The following is a 16,753-nucleotide window of genomic DNA, read 5'->3' on the forward strand; positions in this document are numbered from 1 at the left end:
GTCCCGACAGGCGGAGACGGCCGGTCCCGACGGGCAGGGGCGGCCGCTCCCGACCCGCGGGGGCGGCCGGGCCGCGTCAGACCTTGTTCGGCGCGCCCTTGGCCCCGGTGGTCGCCGGGGTCGCCTCGGACGGGTCCGGGCTCTCCTCGAAGTCGACCTTCCCCATGTGCCGGTTCATCGACTTCATCAGCATCCACACGCCCAGGGCGAGGGCCGCGAAGACGATGAAGCCGAGAACACCCGGCGTCACCTTGTCGTTGTTGATCTCCTCGGCCAGCGGGGCGGCCAAGTGCGTCATTGCGAGGCTTGCGCTCATATCAGGCATTGTCGCGCACGCCCGCGAAGAGGTCGTCCTCGGGGAGGGAAGTGTCCACGAGCGACTTCGCCAGCTCGTACTCCTCGGTCGGCCAGACCTCCTTCTGGAGGTCGAGCGGCACCCGGAACCAACCGCCGTCGGGGTCGATCTGCGTGGCGTGCGCGATCAGCGCCTTGTCCCGGATCTCGAAGAACTCAGCGCACGGAACGTGCGTGGTCAGCGTGCGTTCGGCGCGCTCGAACTCCTTCCAGCGCTCCAGCCACTCGCCGTAGGGGGACTCCATGCCGCGCGCGAGCAGCGCCTCGTGCAGGGCGAGCGTGCGCGGCTTGTTGAAGCCCTGGTTGTAGTAGAGCTTCTGCGGCTGGAAGGCCGGGCCGAACTCGGCCTCGGGGTACTTCTCGGTATCGGCCGCGCCCTCGAAGGCCACCATCGTGATCTTGTGGGTCATGATGTGGTCGGGGTGCGGATAGCCGCCGTTCTCGTCGTACGTCGTGATGACCTGCGGACGGAAGTGGCGGATGGAGCGCACCAGGGGGCCGGCCGCGAGGCCCACGTCCTCCAGGGCGAAGCAGCCCTCGGGCAGCGGCGGCAGCGGGTCGCCCTCGGGCAGCCCCGAGTCGACGAAGCCGAGCCACTCCTGGCGGACGCCGAGGATCTCGCGCGCCTCGTCCATCTCTCTCTTGCGGACCTCGTGGATGTGCTCCTCGATGTACTTGTCGCCCTGGAGCTTCGGGTTGAGGATGGAGCCGCGCTCGCCTCCCGTGCAGGTCACGACCAGCACGTCCACCCCCTCGGACACATACTTCGCCATGGTCGCCGCGCCCTTGCTCGACTCGTCGTCGGGGTGGGCGTGGACGGCCATCAGTCGCAGCTGCTCAGTCAAGACTCGATCCTCGGTGACTCAGTAAGTGAATTCGGCGCCCTCTGTGATCGGCGCAATGGGCGGCTTCTATAGTGACCGAATCGGGGGACGGAAAATTCCGGTGACCCCCACCAGCAGGAGGACGACTCATGGCCGCTGTGCGCGAGCAGCTTCCCCAGGGGCGCTACGGGCGTTCGGCGGACCAGCGCGCGGACCGCAAGCTGAAGATCGTCGGCGCGGCCCTCGCGGCCGTGCTGATCGCGGTGGTCGCCTGGATCGGCTTCGACTACGTGGGCGGGCAGTCGCTCTCCGCGCAGGTGATCAAGTTCAAGGTGGTCTCGGACACCTCGGTCGAGGTCCACCTCGAAGTCGTCAAGGACAAGAACGCCAAGGGCACCTGCACCCTGCGCGCCCAGCAGACCAGCGGCGACGACGTGGGCCGGGCGGACTTCCGCTTCGACGAGCCGGTCAAGCAGATCGACCGGGTCGTCACGATCACCACGACCTCGCGGGCCACCGCCGCCGACCTGGTCAGCTGCCAGTCCGACTGAGCCCCGCCGGGCCGTCGCGGCCCCCCGCGCGGCCACGTACTGCTCACGCCGCTGATCAACGTTGACAACGCACGGTTGTGACCTGCGCCGATGAAGTTCTAGCGGTTTATGTCCTCCCCCTACGGCGCCTGAATTGTTAGGCTCGTGGTTTCGCCCACCCAACAAGGCACATGCTTCTGGGTAGGGCGATGCTTGTTATTCCCAGTACCGACGAGGAGCACCTGTGACCCAGACCAGCGACAACGTCACCTGGCTGACCCAGGAGGCGTACAACCAGCTCAAGGCCGAGCTGGAGTACCTGTCTGGTCCCGCGCGCACGGAGATCGCCGTAAAGATCGCGGCGGCCCGTGAGGAGGGTGACCTCCGGGAGAACGGCGGGTACCACGCGGCCAAGGAGGAGCAGGGCAAGATGGAGCTCCGGGTGCGCCAGCTCACCCAGCTCCTGGAGCACGCCAAGGTGGGCGAGGCCCCCGCCGCGGACGGCGTGGTCGCTCCCGGCATGCTCGTCACGATCGCCTTCGACGGCGACCCGGACGACACCCTGGAGTTCTTGATGGCCTCCCGCGAGTACGCCTCCACGGAGATCGAGACGTACTCGCCGCAGTCGCCGCTCGGCTCCGGCGTGAACGGCAAGAAGGTCGGCGAGGACGCCGAGTACGAACTGCCCAACGGCAAGAAGGCCTCGGTGAAGATCCTGGCCGCCGTCCCGTTCACCGGCTGACCCCGCCCCCCGCACAGAAGAGCCCCCGACCGCCGCGAGCGGCCGGGGGCTTCGTGTCGCCCGGGTTCAGGCCGTGGCCGAGCGGTACTTGCGGACCGCCAGGGTGCGGAAGACCACGATGATCAGCAGCGACCAGGCGAGCGAGGCCCAGACCGGGTGCTGCATGGGCCAGGCGCCGGAGTCGACCACGCCGGGGTTGCCGAACAGCTTGCGGCAGGCCTGGACGGTGGCGCTGAACGGGTTCCACTCGGCGATGTGCCGCAGCCACGGCGTCATCCCCGAGGTGTTCACGAACGCATTGGAGATGAACGTCACCGGGAAGAGCCAGATCAGCCCGCCGGAGGTGGCCGCCTCGGGGGTGCGTACGGTCAGGCCGATCAGCGCGCCGATCCAGGAGAACGCGTACCCGAGCAGGAGCAGCAGGGCGAACGCGCCCAGCATCTTGGGCAGGCCGTTGTGGATGCGCCAGCCCACCAGGAGGGCCACGATCGCGAGGACGACCACGGTCAGGGTGGTCTGCACGAGGTCGGCGAGGGTGCGGCCGGTCAGGACCGCGCCGCGCGCCATGGGCAGCGACCGGAAGCGGTCGATGAGTCCCTTGTGCATGTCGTCGGCGATGCCCGCGCCGGCCCCCGCCGTGGCGAAGGTGACGGTCTGCGCGAAGATGCCGGCCATCAGGAATTCGCGGTAGGCGCCCGCGTCGGTGGTGCCGCCGATGTTGACCGAGCCGCCGAAGACGTAGCTGAACAGCACCACGAACATGATCGGCTGAATGAGCCCGAAAATGACCATCTCGGGAATTCGGGTCATACGGATCAGATTCCGCTTGGCGACCACCAGCGAGTCCCGTACGGATCCGCCGATGCCACCGCCGGCCCGGGGTGCGGGCGCGGCGTCGGTGAGGGTGCTCACTTGGTGTCCTCCTTGCGTCCCTTGGAGGGGGTCCGGCCCTCGGCGGCCTCGGTGTCCTCGTCCTTCGCGGTCTCGGCGGCGTGGCCGGTCAGCGAGATGAAGACGTCGTCGAGGGTGGGGCGGCGCAGCCCGATGTCGTCGATCTCGACGCCCTGGGCGTCGAGTTCACGGATGACCTCGGCGAGCAGCTTGGCGCCGCCGGTGACCGGGACGGTGAGCTGGCGGGTGTGCGTCTCGATCTTGACCTCTCCCTTGCCGAACCCGGCGAGGACGTCGCGGGCCGGGGTGATCTGGTCGGCCTGGTGGACGACGACCTCGACGCGCTCGCCGCCGGTGCGGGCCTTCAGCTGGTCGGAGCTGCCGCGCGCGATGACCTTGCCGTGGTCGACGACGGCGATGTCGTGCGCGAGGCGGTCGGCCTCTTCGAGGTACTGGGTGGTGAGCAGCAGGGTGGTGCCACCGGCGACCAACTCCTGGATGACTTCCCACAGTTGCTGCCTGTTGCGCGGGTCGAGGCCGGTGGTCGGCTCGTCCATGAACATGACGGGCGGCGAGACGACGAGGGCGGCCGCGAGGTCCAGGCGGCGGCGCATGCCGCCCGAGTACGTCTTGGCGGGGCGGTCGGCCGCGTCCGCGAGGTGGAAGCGGTCGAGCAGTTCGCCCGCGCGCACCTTCGCGGCCTTGGCGTTCATCTGGTAGAGCCGGCCGACCATGTGGAGGTTCTCGCGGCCGGTCAGGTATTCGTCGACGGCCGCGAACTGGCCGGAGAGCCCTATGGAGCGGCGGACTTCGTTGGGATGCTTCAGGACGTCGATGCCCGCGACGACCGCCTTGCCCCGGTCGGGCTGGAGCAGGGTGGTCAGGACGCGCACGGTGGTGGTCTTGCCGGCGCCGTTGGGGCCGAGCAGGCCGAGGACCGTGCCCTCAGGGACATCGAGGTCCACGCCGTCCAGAGCCGTTACGTTGCCGAATGTCTTCACCAGGCCTTCGGCGTAGATGGCGCCTGGCATGTGAGTACCCCCAGTGGTGGGTGTGACTTCCTGGACAAATCGTAGATTTCCCGGGCGGCGGGCGCCCGGTGGAGCTGTGTTCGGACCACACCATAACGCGATACATCGCGTTCTGTCAGCGGTTTGCGCGCGGTCTTCCCCGCTCTCCCTTCCGTGCCCGATCCTCCCCGGCGGGGCGTCAGTCCAGCACGGTGTAACCCGCCTCCCGGAGCGCGGAGGCGACCTCGGCGCAGTGCTCCGGCCCCTTGGTCTCCAGATGCACCTCGACCTCCACCTCCGTGAGTCCGAGCCGGGGATCGGTCCGTACGTGGCTCACGTCCAACACATTGGCATCCAGCACTGACAATTCCGCCAGCAGCGAGGCCAGCGCCCCCGGCCGGTCGGTGAGGCGCAGCCGCAGCGACAGATAGCGGCCCGCCGCCGACATGCCGTGCCGCAGGATGCGCTGCATCAGGAGCGGGTCCACATTGCCGCCCGAGAGCACCGCGACGACCGGGCCCCGAAAGCCGTGCGGGTCGCTGAGGAGCGCGGCCACCGGGCTCGCCCCTGCCGGTTCCACGACCAGCTTCGCGCGCTCCAGACAGAGCAGCAGCGCGCTGGACAGCTCGTCCTCCGTGACCGTACGCACCTCATCCACCAACTCGCTGACCAGCGAGAACGGGATGTCGCCGGGCCTGCCCACCTTGATGCCGTCGGCCATCGTCGGCGCCGTCTCGATGGCGACGGGATGCCCGACGGCCAGCGAGGGCGGATAGGCCGCGGCGGCCGCCGCCTGCACCCCGACGATGCGGACGTCCGGCCGCAGCGCCTTCACCGCGACCGCGATCCCCGCCGCGAGGCCGCCGCCCCCGATGCCCACCACGATGGTGCGCACCTCGGGGCACTGCTCCAGGATCTCCAGGCCGACCGTGCCCTGCCCGGCGATGATGTCCTGGTGGTCGAAGGGGTGGATGAGCACCGCCCCGGTCTCGGCCGCGTACGCCTCGGCGGCGGCCAGCGTCTCGTCGACGACCGTGCCGCGCAGGATCACCTCCGCGCCGTAACTGCGGGTCGCCGCGACCTTGGGCAGCGGGGCGCCGATCGGCATGAACACCGTGGAACGCACCCCGAGCAGCGAGGAGGCGAGCGCCACGCCCTGCGCGTGGTTGCCGGCGCTCGCCGCGACCACCCCGGCCGCCCGCTCCTCGGGACGCAGGCCCGCGATCCGCACGTACGCGCCGCGCAACTTGAAGGAGCCGGTGCGCTGAAGGTTCTCGCACTTGAGGTGGACGGGGGCTCCCACCAGCGACGAAAGGTGACGGGACCCCTCCATCGCGGTGGCCCTTGCCACTCCCGACAGCATCTTCTGCGCGCCTCGGACGTCGTCGAGGATGAGGTGGTGCAAGGGGCCTGACGTACTGAAGCTCATGACCTCAAGTCTCGCAGCTCACGCCCGTCGAGGTCGTGGGGATACCGAGGGGTGGGCACTTGTCCACAGGTTTGCGCACCGCCGGTACGCAGGGGGGCCGGGCCGCGTACTCTGTCCCCCACCACACCGACACCCGCACGAGAGAGCCCCGGCCATGCCCCCAGTTCAGGACATGACTCCCCCGCTCGACCCCGGCCTCCTCGATGCCCTCCAGCACCAGGTGGCCGTGTTCGCCCGCCGCGCCGAGCAGACCCGGCTCGGCGGCGTCGGACAGGTCCGCAACTCGATGGACCGGGCCGCGTATCTGCTGCTCAACCGGCTCGACCGGGAGGGCCCGATGGGCGTCAAGGCGCTCGCCGCGGGGATGGGGATCGACTCCTCGACCGTGACCCGTCAGGTCGCGCCGCTCGTCGACACCGGCCTGGTGAAGCGGACTTCGCACCCCGAGGACGGCCGGGCGGTCGTGCTCCAGCTCTCCCCGCGCGGCCAGTCCCGCCTCGAAGAGGTGCGTTCCTCGCGCCGCGAGCTGATGGCGCAGGTCACCGACGGGTGGACGGAGGACGAGCGGGAGTCGTTCTGCACCCTGCTCACCCGCTTCAACTCGGCGCTCTCCGCCCGCCAGTCGGCCGCTCACGAGCCGTCGGCGCCGACCTCTTGACCCGGGGCTCGCGCCTGCCCTCATATGAGGCTCATGCGCGAGCGGTACTCCACCCGACACCGCCGCCGCACCCGGGAGTTCGAGGCATTCGTGGCGGGCGCGGGAGGCCGGTTGCTGCATGCCGCCACCCTGCTGACCGCCGAGCCCTTCGACGACAACCCACGCGCCCGGCGCCTGTTGACCGCCGCCCTCGCCGAGACGTACGCCCGCTGGCACCGGCTGCGCGGTGAGGACCCCTACGACCGCACACGCCAGGAGCTCGCCGGCCGCTTCGCCCGCGCCGCCTGGCGCCACCACCGGCCCGCCGTCCCCGGGCTGCCCCGGCCCCCCGCCGACGAGGGGCTCCTGGCGCGGCTGAGTGCGCAGGAACGGCTCATCCTCGTGCTGCGTCTGTACGAGGGCGTCGCCGAGGAGCAGACGGCGGCGCTCATGGGGCTGCCGACGGACCGGGTCCGCGCGATCTGCACCCGGGCGGTCACCACGATGCGCAGCGCCCCACCCTCGCCCGCCCCAACCCCGGGCGCCGCCACATGAACGGGCCGAGGGATCCGCTCGCGGGACGGCCTCCGCGTCAGCTCAAGCATGGGCCGGGGAGCACAGCGGCGGAGGCCGTCCGGTGAGCGCGCCCGACCGCAAGACCGCCGAGGTGCGCCGCATGCTGGAGGGCGCCACCCACCCGACCGTCCCGGCCGAACTGGCCGACCGGGCAGCCGAGTTGGGCCTTCGTATGCTGCACCGCCGACGCATCGCGCGCCGCCTGCTGTGGCTGCTGCTCACCGCGGCGGTGATCGCGTTCCTCGTATGGGCCTCGGTGGCGCAGCCCTGGGTGGCGCCGCCGTCCACGGTGACGCCACCCGTCGACGGGCTCTAGGGCCCGCCGGTGCGCGGGACCTAGCCGAGCGCCTGCCGGAGGTCGGCGAGCAGGTCGTCCGCGTTCTCGATGCCCACCGAGACCCTGACCAGGTCCGCCGGGACCTCCAGGGCGGAGCCCGCGACGCTGGCGTGCGTCATGCGGCCCGGGTGCTCGATCAGCGACTCGACGCCGCCGAGGGACTCGCCGAGCGTGAACAGCTTCGTACGGTTGCAGACCTCGACCGCCGCCTGCTCGCCGCCCTCGACACGGAAGGAGACCATGCCGCCGAACGCCCGCATCTGCTTGGCCGCCACGTCGTGGCCCGGGTGCTCGGGCAGCCCCGGGTACAGGACCTGGGTGACCTTGGCGTGCCGCGTCAGCATCTCGGCGACCTTGCCCGCGTTCTCGCTGTGCCGGTCCATGCGCACCGGGAGCGTCTTGATGCCGCGCAGCACCAGCCACGAGTCGAAGGGCCCGGCGACGGCGCCCATCGCGTTCTGGTGGTACGCCAACTCCTCGCCGATCTCGGCCGAGTTGGTGATCAGCGCGCCGCCCACGACGTCGGAGTGGCCGCCCATGTACTTCGTCAGGGAGTGCACCACGATGTCCGCGCCCAGCGACAGGGGCTGCTGGAGGTAGGGGCTGGCGAAGGTGTTGTCGACGACGAGCTTGGCGCCGGCGGCCGAGGCGACCTCGGCGACGGCCGCGATGTCGGTGATGCCGAGGAGCGGGTTGGAGGGCGTCTCGACCCAGACGACCTTGGTGCGGTCGGTGATCGCGTCCCGTACCGAGGCCGGGTCGGAGGTGTCGGCGACCGACCATTCGACGCCCCAGCGCGAGACGACCTTCGCGAACAGGCGGAACGTGCCGCCGTAGGCGTCGTTCGGGATCACGACGTGGTCGCCGGGCGCGAGCAGCGCGCGCAGCAGGCAGTCCTCGGCGGCGAGGCCGGAGGCGAAGGCGAGACCGCGCCGGCCGCCTTCGAGGGCCGCCAGGTTCTCTTCGAGGGCGGTCCGTGTCGGGTTCGCGCTGCGGCTGTACTCATAGCCGCCGCGCAGGCCGCCGACGCCGTCCTGCTTGTACGTGGAGACCTGGTAGATCGGGGGTACGACCGCACCGGTCAGCGGATCCGCGGTGTTTCCGGCGTGGATCGCGATCGTCTCGAAGCTCTTGTCGAGGTGCTCGTGGCTCATGGGTCCAGAGCCTAGTTCGTCCACTCGCCGGGTTCGTCATATCCGGGCGCGGTCTGGTTCGCTGGTGGACATGGAGATTCTGTGGACCCTGCTCGCGCTGTGCATCCTCTTCGCGATCATCGGCCGGTTGGTGTTCCGCCGCGGCGGAAGCGGCATCCAGCTGTCGCGGCCCGGAGCGCCCGACGCCGCGGACCCGGCGGCGTACGGCTTCGCGTTCCAGGAGGAGCTCGACGTCCGCCTGCCGGGGCCCGACCAGGACCTCCTCGACGTCCTCGCGGTGGTGCAGGGGACCCAGGACTTCAAGCCGGCCCAGCGCCTCCTGGCCGGGACGCCGAAGGAGGGCGAGCGGCGCTGGCAGCGCGTCCAGGCCTTCGCGGGCGCGGCCTCCCTCGAACTCGCCGAGCGCCCGGGCGTCGGCGGGGCCTGGCTGCGCGCCTGGCGTTCCGAGGCGCCCAAGGACGCGGGGGGTGCGCAGGTGCACGCGGAGTTCCTGGTCCAGCAGGCCTGGCGGTCCTCGTCGGCCGGCCGTGACGACTTCCGCATCATCCTGGAGGAGGCCCGCACGATCTGCGGCGAGGCGGCGCTGCTCGCCCCCGGCGACCCGGTCCCGTACATCGTCGAACTCGCGGTGGCCCGCGGACTTGCCTACCCGCGCCCGGAGTTGGACCACCTCTGGGCCAAGGTGATGGACCGCGCCCCGCACCACATGGGCGCGCACCTCGCGGCCCTGCACTACCACTGCGAGAAGTGGCACGGCTCGCGCGCCCAGGCCGACGAGTTCGCGACGGCGGCCGCGGCTCGCGCCCCGCGCGGCTCCCTGCTCTCCGCGCTCCCCCTCTTCGCCGTCCACGAGCACGTTCCGGACGTCGTCCTGGTCAGCGACTTCTACCGCACGGCGGTGGTGAGCCGCGCCATGGAGGGCGCGCTGCACGCGGTGCACCAGGCCCGCCACGACGACCCGGCGCTGCCCCAGGTCCGCCACCTGCTCGCCTTCTTCCTGGTGGGCGCCGAACGCTGGTCGGAGGCGATGGACCAGTTCGCGGCCCTGGACGGCTTCGTGGGCGCCGTCCCCTGGACACTCTCCGAGGACCCGGCGGCCACCTACGCCGTATGCCGGGCCCTCGCGGTGGCAGGCTACGAGGCGAACGGGGGCAGCCCGGCGACCCTGCGCAGGCCCTGAGGGGGCGCTCGGGGTACGGGGTGGGCGCGCTCGCCGGGGGCGCGCTGGGGGTGAACCGGTGCCGGGTCTGTTCGGGCCTCGGGTGCCGAATCGGGCGCCGGACCTCCCCCGGGCCCCGGGTGCCGAATTAGCGCCGGGCCTTCCCGGGCCCCGGGTGCCTAATCGGCGACGGGTCTTCCCGGGCCTCGGGTGCCGAATCGGTGCCGGATCTCCCCGGGCCCCGGGTGCCTGAACGGTGCCGGGTCTTCCCGGGCCCCGGGTGCCGAATCAGCGCCGGGTCTTCCCGGGCCCCGGGTGCCTAACCGGCGCCAAATCTCCTCGGGCCCCGGGTGCCTGACCGGCGCCGGATCCTTCCGGGCCCCCTGGCGCCGAACCGCGCGCCGGATCTCCCCCGGCCCCCGGGCCGCGCCCGGAATCTCCGGCCCCGCCCCCGCGTTCCTCCTACGCACCCACCCTTCCTTTCCGAGGAGCCCCGATGATCTTCGGCCGCCGCACCCCCGAGCTGCCCACCCCCGAGCAGGCCCTCAAGGGACGCCCGGAACCCGAATTCACCCTGCCCTCCCGGCACACGGTCCTGGGCAACCCGCTGGCCGGGCCGTACCCCGAGGGTCTCGACGTCGCGGACTTCGGGATGGGCTGCTTCTGGGGCGCCGAGCGCAAGTTCTGGCAGACCCCGGGCGTCTGGACGACGCTCGCCGGCTACCAGGGCGGCAGCACGGTGAACCCCGCGTACGAGGAGGTGTGCTCGGGCCTGACCGGCCACACCGAGGCGGTCCGGGTGGTGTACGACCCGGCCGTCGTCTCCTACGAGCAGCTCCTGAAGGTGTTCTGGGAGAACCACGACCCGACGCAGGGCTTCCGCCAGGGCAACGACGTGGGCACCCAGTACCGCTCGGCGATCTACACCCACACCCCCGCCCAGGAAGCCACCGCCCGGGCCTCCCGCGAGGCTTACCAGAAGGTCCTGACGGCCTCGGGCCACGGCACCATCACCACGGAACTGCTCCCGGCCGAGGGCCGCCCGTTCTACCCGGCCGAGCCGTACCACCAGCAGTACCTGGACAAGAACCCGGCGGGGTACTGCGGGATCGGCGGCACGGGCGTCAAGCTTGGCGACCCGTTCGAGACGAACTGGGGGGCGTCTTGCCCTACGGGGATCGCACCGACTGACGACTGACCTGGCCAAGGGGCCGCCAAGCCGTTATCGGCTCGTCGCTGCACCAATCTGGAGGCGAGCCGTACAACACGGCCTGGCTGGTCCTACGGTGTGCATATGGCCGAGAACTCACAGTGGCACCTCTTACCAGGCTGGGACCCACCGCTCCGCGAGCTGGGTGAGAACCCTGCCGACTGGGAGCACCGCAGCTGGAAGTACACGCGCCCGTCCGGCCACGGCTTCGGAGGTGATAAACACGACTACTACCGCGCATGGAAGCGCGGAGAGAAGCCAACCGTCCTGACCAGTAAAGGCAAGCCCACTTACTCAACCAGCAACGGCGCCCACCAGTGGGCGCACGCTTCTCCCGCCCGCGGATGGATGGAGCCTCCGCCGGACATGCCGTTCGCTCTGTGGTCAGTGACCCTGAGACACGTTGAACACCCTTCAGGCAAGCGAGCTCAGTCGCATTGGCAACAGGACATCCATCTTCGCGTCCCCGCCTGGTGGTGCTTCGGACCTCAAGGTATCCGGGCTCTCGCCCTCTTCGAGCGTCTGCGCCACCTCACGGCTGACGAGATCAAGCAACTTGGCTCGTCCTTCACCAAGCCTGGGCGCCTCACAAGGAAAATGACCCAGGTTGGTACGACGCCCGGACTCTCTGTACGACAAGGCGCCGAACACTGCTGCGCAGCAACCTTTCTGACACGGCGCAGAACCTTCTCGTAGCCCGTGCCGCCAGCGTCGGTCTCACGGTCGAGCCCTATGAAAACGCCTGGAAAAGCGCTGGTTTCGCCGCGACTGCACTCGCCGTAGCAGATCTTGACCGAGGCATGGCCCACAAACTCCTGGGACCGATCACCTTGGCTCTGGGATCGTCGGAGGAGTGGGCAGCACCAGGCTGGGCAACGCTCGTCGACTGACGTTTCTGATCGACAATGACCCAACGGGCGATGTGGGGGCCATCAACGTTGACTACCTGACTGCCAAAAACATCGTCACCAAGGCCAATTGGTCAGAACGGACGCTCGGGCGTGGCCGTACCTCGCGTGATGCTCAGGATCCGTTCGTGGAAATCACGCGAGGCGGCCTCGCGCGGGTAGCGGGAGCGAAGTTCCTTATCCAGCTCGTTGGCGACTAAAAGCAGCGAGGGGAGCGACTTGCGATCGGCGGCAAGGGCCGTGGTTCCCAGGCCTACGGCTTCTTCTATGTCTCCCGTGCGGGCGGCGGCGACTCCCAGCGTGAGGCGAGCCTCTGCCGCGCGCATGGGAGAGGTCTCGGTCGCGTCCGGGCCGGCGCTGATGCGGATCACGGACCGGGCGTGGGCGGCGGCGCGCTCGTCGTCTCCGAGCAGACGGTAGGCGTCCATCTCGTAGAAGTCCCACTTGTCCGGGTCGATGATGAAGTGGTGTTCGGGGTGATCCGGGCGCGGCAGACGGTCCAGTCGTGCGCGCCCGGCATCCAGGGAGTCGCGAACCAAGCGGGCATCTCCCATCCGGGCGGCGGCTCGGGCCTTGTGCGCGTACAACTGCACGCCGACGGAGTGCGTCTGGTCGGCGACGTGCCCGGCATCCACGGCGTCGAGCATGTCCTGCCATCGGCACTGGGTGAGAGCGAACCACGCCTCGATCTCCCACGCCCACGCCTTTATCTCCCCGTGCCCGGCCTCCTCGCCGATCCGGAGAGCAGCGGCCTTACTGAGATTGGCGGCTTCGCGCTGCCCCCGGTCGTACTGGACGCACGCGTTGAGCAGGAACAACCATCCGGTGTCGACGAGAAGCTCTCGGTGCTGGCGCAGCGTCATGCGGCCTTCGAGCTGCTTGGTGACGTATTGCAAGCCGTTCCGGGTGCGCTGGTGGAGGTGGTCGGCGTCGGCGTATGGATAGGCCCGAGCCAATTGGTCGATGCCCTGCTCGATCGACTCGAGAGCCGCGCTGTTGATGCTGGACATCTCCGTCCGCCGCAGCAACTCTGCGACGTCCCAGAGTCCCGCACCACCCTGGGCGAGAAGGGCGCTCGGGTCCTCCGGCACGTAGACCGTCGCTGATCGCTCCAGCTCCCATGGGCGTGGTGCCAATCCCGCGAGATGGCCCGGGATGCGTAGCCCATCCACCACTTCCAGAATCTTGCGGTGCTGCGTGATCCGGGGACGATCGCCCTTGCCGTCGAGCTCCGGCCGAGCCATCTTGCCGATGTGCTCTCGCTTGTAGCCGATGGCCTCGGCGATCTTGGCGTAGCTGACTTTTCCATGGAGCCGGGCGAGTCTGAAGACTTCGCCGAAGTCATGACTGGCGATCGCTGAGCGCACGTCCGCGCGTTCCAGCACGTTCGGCGGCAGCGCGGCCGGTGTCGGAGGAGCTTCGGTCATCTCACTTCCCCATCGTGACTGACCTGACCTGATGTTTCCTCTGTACCTGCGTCGCGAGTGTACCCACGAGGGGGGTCCCCAAGAGGGGGGAGCGACAGCCGGTACAGCAGGTGCACCCTCTGTCCATCCTGCCGGGATCGCCCTGGCAGACGTGACCAGAGACGGTGGCTTTGTGGCATGGATGCGAGAAACGCGGAGCGGCACAAGCGCGTGATGAGCAAACGCGCAGCGAGCGCACCGGCGGTGTGGGGACCCCGTCGCTCGATCTACGACCCGGCGAATGGGCACTTCCGTTCTCTGACGGTCTACGCAGAATCGCCGGACTGTGCCAGAGCCGCGCGGGACATGGTCGGTTCCTACCTCCGGGCCTGGGGACTGCCGCGCGCGGTCGATGACGCGCAACTCGTTGTGTCGGAACTGGTCGGCAATGTCGTGCACCACGCGGTACCGGACGACTGCCCGACGCGGCCCGGTGGCGCACGGAAGATCGACGTGCTCGTGAAGGCCTGGCCCGGATGGCTGTTCATCGGTGTCACCGATGAGGACTCGTCCCCGCCTGACCTACCTGCGGGTGAACTCGTTTCGTCGGAGTTGGCGGGCGACTTCGCAGAAGCGTTGTTGCCGGACCGTGGGCGCGGGTTGCTGCTCGTTCAGCGGCTGGCCGACGCGGTGTGGTGGTCGCCGAACGGTCCGAGTGGCAAGACGATCTGGTGCCGCTTCGACCTCGATGGCACGGCCTAGCGGTCTGCCCGGCGTTTCCCCTGCCTGGTACACGCGATCGGCTGTGGAAGGCGACCCGGACGCTCGCCGGAGTCAGACACCAGTCCTGCCCGATCAGGGTGGCCAGGGCCGAGGGCTGAGCTCGGGGGCGCCGTTCGGGGTAGTCCGGGCCGTTCCGGGAGTACCGGAGCCCGGGTTCGGGTCCATTGCTGAGGACATCAGCGATCGACCCGACAGGCGGTGGCGTGGCCATGACCGACCCGAGAACGACGATGGGTGACCCCGTACACCTGGCGCTGCCGCACGCACCGCCGAAGCCCGCGCGGGGATGTGCGGTGTGCGCCGAGATGGTGGCGCGGCGGCGGGCCGCGCAGCGCAGGGGCGACCTTTCGGCGGCCACGGACGCCGACGTGGAAATCCGCCACCACCCCCACCGGGGCCGGCCCCGCCACCGCTGACCCGGCCCGACCCGTCCCGGTGCGGAACGGGTCGGGCCGGGGCAGGTCGGGGCGGATCCCGGCGTCCGCTCCGCGATATTCGCTGGCCGCCCCCGCCCCGCCGCGTCACGCTTGCCCCCATGGAAGACCGTGCCACGCCCCAGCGTCAGATCCGCGCCCTGCACACGCAGTCCACCGTCACCGTCTATCAGGCGTACGACCCGGCGCTCGGACTTCCGGCCGCACGCGACGGGCGGTTTCCGGCGGGGTGGAAACGGGAGCGGATGACGTGGGTCAAGCCGTCGTTCCTGTGGATGATGTACCGCTCGGGGTGGGGGACCAAGGAGGGCCAGCGGACCGTGCTCGCCGTCGAGATACGGCGGGACGGGTTCGACTGGGCGTTGGCGCACGCCTGTCTGTCGCACTACGAGCGGGCCACCCACGGTGAACAGGCCGCCTGGAAGCGGGAGTTGAGGCGGGCGCCCGCCCGGGTGCAGTGGGACCCCGAGCGGGATCTGCGGCTCCAGGCACTGCCGTACCGCTCGTTGCAGCTCGGCCTCGCCGGCGAGGCGGTGCGGCGGTACGCGGACGAGTGGGTCGTCGACATCCGCGATGTGACCCCGCTCGCCCACCGCGTCCACGCGCTCGTGGGGGACGGCCGGCTCGACGCCGCCCGCGCCCTGCTACCCGCCGAGCGGGTCTATGCCGGGCCGCCGGTCAATGCGTGACTCCCCGGCCCGCGCCCCGCGGCACCCTTCGGGCGCCTACGCCGACGCCCGCAGCGCCGCGGCCGTCCGTGCCGGGTCGTACCCCGGGGCGACCCCGTCCACCAGGATCAGGTCGCCGGGGATGTGGTCGGCGCGCAGGGGGATCAGGGCCTGGTAGGCCGGTGAGTCGTACCAGGCGCGGGCCTCCTCGATCGCCGGGAACTCGATGATCACCAGCGCGTGGGGCCACTCGCCCTCGCGGACCTCCAGCGGCGCGTTGTGGACCAGGAAACGGCCCCCGAACGGGTCCAGCGTGGCCTGGATGCGCTCCATGTACACGAAGACGTCCTCGTGCGGCGGACGGCCGCCGGCCGGGCGGAGGTTGGCGATGGCGTAGGCGGTCATGGGGTCCTCCAGAGTGGGGTGCCGTGCTCCCTTGCGAACGGTTCGATCCTGCCGACCGCGCCCGGCCCGGTCGATTACCTCGGAGGTAGGCGGGGCGGCCCCGGCAAGGGAACGGCCCCGGAGGCGGGGGTTCCTCCGGGGCCGTTCGGTCGGGGCGGGCCGTACAGCAGGTGGGCCGGCCGGTGCGTCAGATCGTCGCCGTGTCGATCACGAAGCGGTAGCGGACGTCGCTGTCCAGCACCCGCGCGTACGCCTCGTTGATCTGGTCGGCGCGGATCAACTCGATCTCGGCGCCCAGGGAGTGCTCGGCGCAGAAGTCCAGCATCTCCTGGGTCTCCGCGATGCCGCCGATCATCGAACCGGCGAGGATCTTGTTGCCGCCTATGAGGCCGAACATGTTGAGCGAGTTCGGCTCCTCGGGGGCGCCCACGTTCACGAAGGCGCCGCCCGTCTTGAGGAGGGCGAGGTAGGCGCCCAGGTCGAGCGGGGCGGACACGGTGGAGACGATGAGGTCGAAGGAGCCCGCGAGCCGCTCGAAGGTGGTCTCGTCGCTGGTCGCGTAGTAGTGGTCTGCGCCCAGCTTGAGGCCGTCGTCCTTCTTGCGCAGCGACTGGCTGAGCACCGTCACCTCGGCGCCGAGCGCGTGCGCGATCTTCACGCCCATGTGGCCGAGGCCGCCGAGCCCGAGGATGGCGACCTTCTTGCCGGGGCCCGCCTGCCAGCGCTTGAGCGGCGAGTACAGGGTGATGCCGGCGCACAGCAGCGGGGCGGCGACGTCCAGCGCGATGCCCTCGGGGATGCGCAGGGTGTGGTCGGCGTCCACGACGATGTGCGTGGAGTAGCCGCCGTAGGCGGGCTTGCCGTCCCGGCCGATCGCGTTGTACGTCGAGACGCCGTCCGAGCAGAACTGGTTCTGGCCCGACCGGCAGGCCTCACACTTCCCGCAGGAGTCGACGAAGCAGCCGACGCCCGCGCGGTCGCCGACCTGGAAGGCGGTGACGGCCGAGCCGACCTCGGTGATCACGCCGGCGATCTCGTGGCCCGGCACCATCGGGAAGATGGCCTCGCCCCAGCCCTCGTTCACCTGATGGATGTCGGAGTGGCAGATACCGGCGTACTTGATCTCGATAGCCACGTCGTTCGGCCCGACCGGACGGCGCTCGATGGTGGTGCGCTCCAGCGGAGCCTTGGCGGCGGGGGCGGCGTAGGCGGCGACGGTGGTCATTGCCGTTCTCCTCAGATCTTTGGGGTACGCCGTCCACCCTGCCCCAGTTCCCGGACGTCACCCAGGCCCCT

The 16,753-nt window shown here is 70.3% G+C and carries 19 protein-coding genes; 10 read left to right on the forward strand and 9 right to left on the reverse strand.

Annotated elements, in window-relative coordinates; genetic code table 11:
• Nucleotides 1-76: 76 nt before the first annotated feature.
• A complete protein-coding gene (locus DWB77_RS14700; RefSeq protein WP_174248557.1) occupies nt 77-325 on the reverse strand; it encodes a hypothetical protein in 249 nt (82 codons plus the stop codon).
• The gene (gene mca / locus DWB77_RS14705; RefSeq protein WP_120721708.1) at nt 318-1,199 is read right to left on the reverse strand and encodes a mycothiol conjugate amidase Mca; all 882 of its coding nucleotides are present in this window, start codon (nt 1,197-1,199) and stop codon (nt 318-320) included. Before mca ends, DWB77_RS14700 begins: the two co-directional genes overlap by 8 nt.
• Nucleotides 1,200-1,327: 128 nt before the next feature.
• Between mca and DWB77_RS14710 the strand changes: the two genes are divergently transcribed.
• Together DWB77_RS14710 and greA are read left to right on the forward strand one after the other, a co-directional pair.
• On the forward strand, nt 1,328-1,729 hold the full coding sequence (locus tag DWB77_RS14710; protein ID WP_120721709.1) for a DUF4307 domain-containing protein: 402 nt from the start codon (nt 1,328-1,330) through the stop codon (nt 1,727-1,729).
• Between the two features lie 223 nt (nt 1,730-1,952).
• Entirely contained in the window at nt 1,953-2,450 is a 498-nt protein-coding gene (gene greA / locus DWB77_RS14715) for a transcription elongation factor GreA (protein WP_120721710.1), read from the forward strand.
• 66 nt (nt 2,451-2,516) lie between these two features.
• On the opposite strand, the gene DWB77_RS14720 is transcribed toward greA, so the two are convergent.
• From DWB77_RS14720 to ilvA, 3 genes are all read right to left on the reverse strand, one after another.
• Complete coding sequence (locus DWB77_RS14720) at nt 2,517-3,362, reverse strand: ABC transporter permease (RefSeq protein WP_120721711.1); 846 nt, start codon at nt 3,360-3,362, stop codon at nt 2,517-2,519.
• Nucleotides 3,359-4,372: an ATP-binding cassette domain-containing protein gene (locus tag DWB77_RS14725; protein WP_120721712.1), complete on the reverse strand. Its 1,014-nt coding sequence runs from the start codon at nt 4,370-4,372 to the stop codon at nt 3,359-3,361. The genes DWB77_RS14720 and DWB77_RS14725 overlap by 4 nt, the downstream gene beginning before the upstream one ends.
• A gap of 178 nt (nt 4,373-4,550) precedes the next feature.
• Nucleotides 4,551-5,780 (reverse strand): threonine ammonia-lyase, encoded by a 1,230-nt coding sequence (gene ilvA, locus DWB77_RS14730; protein WP_120721713.1) that lies wholly within the window; start codon nt 5,778-5,780, stop codon nt 4,551-4,553.
• 154 nt (nt 5,781-5,934) lie between these two features.
• Between ilvA and DWB77_RS14735 the strand changes: the two genes are divergently transcribed.
• The 3 genes from DWB77_RS14735 to DWB77_RS14745 all read left to right on the forward strand — a co-directional run bounded on the left by DWB77_RS14735 (nt 5,935) and on the right by DWB77_RS14745 (nt 7,309).
• Nucleotides 5,935-6,438 carry a MarR family winged helix-turn-helix transcriptional regulator gene (locus tag DWB77_RS14735; RefSeq protein ID WP_162952534.1) on the forward strand — a complete coding sequence of 168 codons (504 nt, stop codon included), beginning with the start codon at nt 5,935-5,937 and terminating at the stop codon, nt 6,436-6,438.
• 33 nt (nt 6,439-6,471) lie between these two features.
• Nucleotides 6,472-6,972: a sigma factor-like helix-turn-helix DNA-binding protein gene (locus DWB77_RS14740; RefSeq protein ID WP_162952535.1), complete on the forward strand. Its 501-nt coding sequence runs from the start codon at nt 6,472-6,474 to the stop codon at nt 6,970-6,972.
• Nucleotides 6,973-7,054: 82 nt separating this feature from the next.
• A complete protein-coding gene (locus tag DWB77_RS14745; protein ID WP_120721715.1) occupies nt 7,055-7,309 on the forward strand; it encodes a hypothetical protein in 255 nt (84 codons plus the stop codon).
• 20 nt (nt 7,310-7,329) lie between these two features.
• On the opposite strand, the gene DWB77_RS14750 is transcribed toward DWB77_RS14745, so the two are convergent.
• Nucleotides 7,330-8,484 carry a cystathionine gamma-synthase gene (locus tag DWB77_RS14750; RefSeq protein ID WP_120721716.1) on the reverse strand — a complete coding sequence of 385 codons (1,155 nt, stop codon included), beginning with the start codon at nt 8,482-8,484 and terminating at the stop codon, nt 7,330-7,332.
• A gap of 70 nt (nt 8,485-8,554) precedes the next feature.
• Here DWB77_RS14750 and DWB77_RS14755 point away from each other — a divergent pair, with 70 nt between their 5' ends.
• Both DWB77_RS14755 and msrA read left to right on the forward strand, forming a co-directional pair.
• Nucleotides 8,555-9,664: a hypothetical protein gene (locus tag DWB77_RS14755; protein WP_120721717.1), complete on the forward strand. Its 1,110-nt coding sequence runs from the start codon at nt 8,555-8,557 to the stop codon at nt 9,662-9,664.
• A 475-nt stretch (nt 9,665-10,139) separates the two neighbouring features.
• Nucleotides 10,140-10,841 carry a peptide-methionine (S)-S-oxide reductase MsrA gene (msrA, locus tag DWB77_RS14760; RefSeq protein WP_120721718.1) on the forward strand — a complete coding sequence of 234 codons (702 nt, stop codon included), beginning with the start codon at nt 10,140-10,142 and terminating at the stop codon, nt 10,839-10,841.
• Nucleotides 10,842-11,835: 994 nt separating this feature from the next.
• Here the strand turns inward: msrA and DWB77_RS14765 are convergent.
• Entirely contained in the window at nt 11,836-13,188 is a 1,353-nt protein-coding gene (locus tag DWB77_RS14765) for a tetratricopeptide repeat protein (RefSeq protein WP_120721719.1), read from the reverse strand.
• A 177-nt stretch (nt 13,189-13,365) separates the two neighbouring features.
• On the opposite strand from DWB77_RS14765, the gene DWB77_RS14770 reads away from it, so the two are divergent.
• The 3 genes from DWB77_RS14770 to DWB77_RS14780 all read left to right on the forward strand — a co-directional run bounded on the left by DWB77_RS14770 (nt 13,366) and on the right by DWB77_RS14780 (nt 15,073).
• Nucleotides 13,366-13,929, forward strand: a complete 564-nt coding sequence (locus tag DWB77_RS14770; protein ID WP_120721720.1) for an ATP-binding protein — start codon at nt 13,366-13,368, stop codon at nt 13,927-13,929.
• A gap of 230 nt (nt 13,930-14,159) precedes the next feature.
• Nucleotides 14,160-14,366, forward strand: a complete 207-nt coding sequence (locus DWB77_RS14775) for a hypothetical protein (RefSeq protein WP_174248558.1) — start codon at nt 14,160-14,162, stop codon at nt 14,364-14,366.
• A 119-nt stretch (nt 14,367-14,485) separates the two neighbouring features.
• Nucleotides 14,486-15,073 (forward strand): DUF4291 domain-containing protein, encoded by a 588-nt coding sequence (locus tag DWB77_RS14780; protein WP_120721721.1) that lies wholly within the window; start codon nt 14,486-14,488, stop codon nt 15,071-15,073.
• A 36-nt stretch (nt 15,074-15,109) separates the two neighbouring features.
• On the opposite strand, the gene DWB77_RS14785 is transcribed toward DWB77_RS14780, so the two are convergent.
• Together DWB77_RS14785 and DWB77_RS14790 are read right to left on the reverse strand one after the other, a co-directional pair.
• The gene (locus tag DWB77_RS14785; protein ID WP_120721722.1) at nt 15,110-15,457 is read right to left on the reverse strand and encodes a DUF1330 domain-containing protein; all 348 of its coding nucleotides are present in this window, start codon (nt 15,455-15,457) and stop codon (nt 15,110-15,112) included.
• Between the two features lie 187 nt (nt 15,458-15,644).
• Nucleotides 15,645-16,682, reverse strand: a complete 1,038-nt coding sequence (locus tag DWB77_RS14790; RefSeq protein WP_120721723.1) for an NAD(P)-dependent alcohol dehydrogenase — start codon at nt 16,680-16,682, stop codon at nt 15,645-15,647.
• Nucleotides 16,683-16,753 lie beyond the last annotated feature (71 nt).

The sequence above is a fragment of the Streptomyces hundungensis genome (assembly GCF_003627815.1).
In the GTDB taxonomy this organism is placed as follows: Bacteria; Actinomycetota; Actinomycetes; order Streptomycetales; family Streptomycetaceae; genus Streptomyces; species Streptomyces hundungensis_A.